This is a genomic window from Providencia sp. wls1922 (genome assembly GCF_009706505.1).
GTDB lineage: Bacteria > Pseudomonadota > Gammaproteobacteria > Enterobacterales > Enterobacteriaceae > Providencia > Providencia lanzhouensis.
The window spans coordinates 1-2832 of sequence record NZ_WLUG01000097.1; the positions used below are offsets into that span (position 1 = coordinate 1).

Below are 2832 nucleotides of genomic sequence, written 5' to 3' on the forward strand. Positions count from 1 at the left end.
TGGCGAGGTTTCATTCTATAAGTTAGGTGACAACGTATTCACTCTTATCACACTAGCATTGATTTTGCGTAGCGCACTAATACTTTTTCACTATCCACCGTATTTTGTTTCCCCATAACTTCACTATCCATTTCTAAAACTACACCAATCATGGCTAAACACCCATCAACAAACCCTTCAGCCACTTGCATCATCTGACGAACTCGCCCCTCGCTAACCTTTAATTTTTTTGCAATGCCGCGCTTTGATACACCATACAAATAATGCATAACTATCAGTTCTAGTTCTTCATCTTTTCTAACCGCTTTTAATTTAGCAATGACACTATCAATAATAATTCCATCATTATCAGTACATGAAAGCCTAGGTGCTTCTTTATTTGAGATTAGCCCCTTAAATCCAGCTGCAATATGCGAATAATCTACACCAGGGTTATTACTTGCCCAGCCTGCCCACTTTTCTAAAACTAACTGAATATCTCTCATGCAATAATCTCCACTGCGTTCCGCACAACGCATCAACCAAATACACCCAAACCGATTGACCGGTCGAGAAATTTAAATAACAAAACTAACTGGCTACCGTTTTCTTGCTCCCACCCTTTCGGATCCTTGTGTAATTCACTGTGGTGAACCCTGCATAATGGGATAGTGAACAAGTCATGGGCTTTTGTGCCTATGCCACCCTGCCCGTAGCCAATAATGTGATGAGCATCATCAGATGTGGCGCCACAAACACAACAAGGCTGTGATTTTACCCATTGCAGATATTTCACACTTTCCAAGCGCTGAAGCTTTGGAAACTTCATAAAACTTGCTGGTGGCTCAGGATCTACAGCTAAATCTAATACTTTCTTTATCTCTTCAATACCATTCACATCGTCGCTGAGGAATGATGGAGAAAGAGAGATAGGCCCTACTGATTTATCGCCTAATGAATTAGGCAACGGGACAATTAACATGCGGCCAGTGAATTTGTGTAATTCGTTAACTCCTGGTCTGAATATCACAGCGCTAATCTCAGGCACAGGGATCGGCGTTAGTATCCATTGATTGCTCATGCGACTTTACCCACCACCATTAATTTCACTAAATCAGCGCTTTTGCTTTCATAGAAATGCGGCTGTGTTTCACGCGGATTGTTAGGGCTAGTGATGTTTTTCCCGTAGATAAGCCCTTTAGATGTAATCGACCAGAAGTATTTAGTTTTATCAATGCCTTTAGTGCTAGGGCGAGATTTACGCTCCACCAGCCCTAATTCTGATAAGCGTTTATAAGCCGCTTGCGCAGAAATATTAAGTCCATTCTTGCGAATGAATTCAGTTAGTGAGTGTGTTGTACGACTAGATCCATCGACAGCATCGCTAGGAGCGTCAATTGCATAAGTAGGAGATAGATTAGGTAACCCAGCCATTTGCTGTAGTTTTTGGTACCCGCCTAATTTTGACGAATTAGATAAGTTGAGAGTTTTAGCCATCGATTCCAGCAGGATTGTTCCCGCTTGAACTTTGTCACTTAGTTTTGCTTGAATTCGTTGTTGGACAGCAGAATCGAAAGTACGAATGACTTTTAGGCTAAATGCCGGGCTGATCCACATAGCGTATGCATAAACGATTTCGCGTAGAACATATGTCCCTTGTTCGGTACCACCCTTAATTACCTCAACTGAAGCGATGCTCATATCTGAGCATCGGTCAATTTCCATACATAAATCTTTTGTCGTTTCAATTCTAAGGAAGTTTGATGGCTTATGCTTTTCCTCACCACCGGCCGCACGATGTAAATCATTCAAGCAAAAACGACCATTAAAATCTTGGCGCACACCGACACCATCAATCACCAAATTATTCATATCTAGTCACTCCACATTATTTATGTTTACGCCCTTTTAGCCGCATCAAAATGGGCAATTTTTTATTCATTTTTATGGTATCACGGTATTTTTCATGTACACCATAAATTGGAATTCATTCTAAAAATCAACTTATTGGGATTATTTGTATCTCAAACCGACCACCCTTTACCACCTCGCACCATTGCATATCAACACGCTTAACTTGTTCATCATCTTTCCAAACATTGGCGTGTGTCAGTGCATCGAATGGCGCTTTCAAATAGTTGTCGATATCTCTCCTATGGTTTGTTGGTGGGTACATCTTCACAATGACTGTTACATCATCAGTAATTGCCATTGGTCGCTTGCGTAGCTGCTCATACACGGCAGCTATCGCGTTAGCTCTGAACTTGCGACCATTTTCACTAATCAGGTGACGTTTCCCAACGTGGCGCCAGTATGTGTTTACACTAGGCGGGAACGGCAGAATAAAAGTGATTGGATTAGTCATTGGCTACCACCTTATTCCAAATTCTTACAGCTTCAGGCTTGTCATTTATCGCGGGGCCTTTGGCGCCGCAGCTGTGGCAATAAACATAAAACCAAGTGCGATACTCAAGCGTTTCGATGTGCAGATCCTCGCTACCACATTTGCACTGGTGAATTTCAGGCATCTTGTCTTTCATGCTCTAACTCCCGCCAGCAAGGCATCAAAGCGTTTTACTAAAGCCAGCAAAAATTCATCATCATTCACTGGGGTGTTTATATCCGCCTTTAGCTGATCCAATATCTGCTCGCTATTGCCTGATACTCGATACAAATCATTTTCACATTGGTAAATAAGACCGTATTTCAGCAAAGATTTAATTCGCGTCGTTGCCCCTGAACGGCCGTTCATACCCATTTCGATAAAGAGATCATCACGATTAAATGCTCTATCTTTAAAAATCGTTATAACTTCTCGATACTGTCTAATCTGTCTAGGGATCATGCCGCCAC

General features: G+C 41.8%; 6 protein-coding genes. All 6 read right to left on the bottom strand.

The annotated features are described in order from the left end of the window. Nucleotides 1-47: 47 nt before the first annotated feature. Complete coding sequence (locus GKR71_RS13030; protein ID WP_172459964.1) at nucleotides 48-485, bottom strand: antiterminator Q family protein; 438 nt, start codon at nucleotides 483-485, stop codon at nucleotides 48-50. A 32-nt stretch (nucleotides 486-517) separates the two neighbouring features. Continuing rightward, a complete protein-coding gene (locus tag GKR71_RS20515; RefSeq protein ID WP_154634392.1) occupies nucleotides 518-1060 on the bottom strand; it encodes a DUF968 domain-containing protein in 543 nt (180 codons plus the stop codon). Further along, a complete protein-coding gene (locus GKR71_RS13040) occupies nucleotides 1057-1851 on the bottom strand; it encodes a KilA-N domain-containing protein (protein ID WP_154634393.1) in 795 nt (264 codons plus the stop codon). The genes GKR71_RS20515 and GKR71_RS13040 overlap by 4 nt, the downstream gene beginning before the upstream one ends. Before the next feature lie 127 nt (nucleotides 1852-1978). Next, complete coding sequence (locus tag GKR71_RS13045) at nucleotides 1979-2344, bottom strand: RusA family crossover junction endodeoxyribonuclease (RefSeq protein ID WP_154634394.1); 366 nt, start codon at nucleotides 2342-2344, stop codon at nucleotides 1979-1981. Then, complete coding sequence (locus GKR71_RS20405) at nucleotides 2337-2519, bottom strand: hypothetical protein (RefSeq protein ID WP_154634395.1); 183 nt, start codon at nucleotides 2517-2519, stop codon at nucleotides 2337-2339. Before GKR71_RS20405 ends, GKR71_RS13045 begins: the two co-directional genes overlap by 8 nt. Next, nucleotides 2516-2832, bottom strand: a 317-nt coding sequence (locus GKR71_RS13055; protein WP_230085079.1) for a hypothetical protein, incomplete at its 5' end; no start/stop codon positions are given. The genes GKR71_RS20405 and GKR71_RS13055, both read right to left, overlap by 4 nt.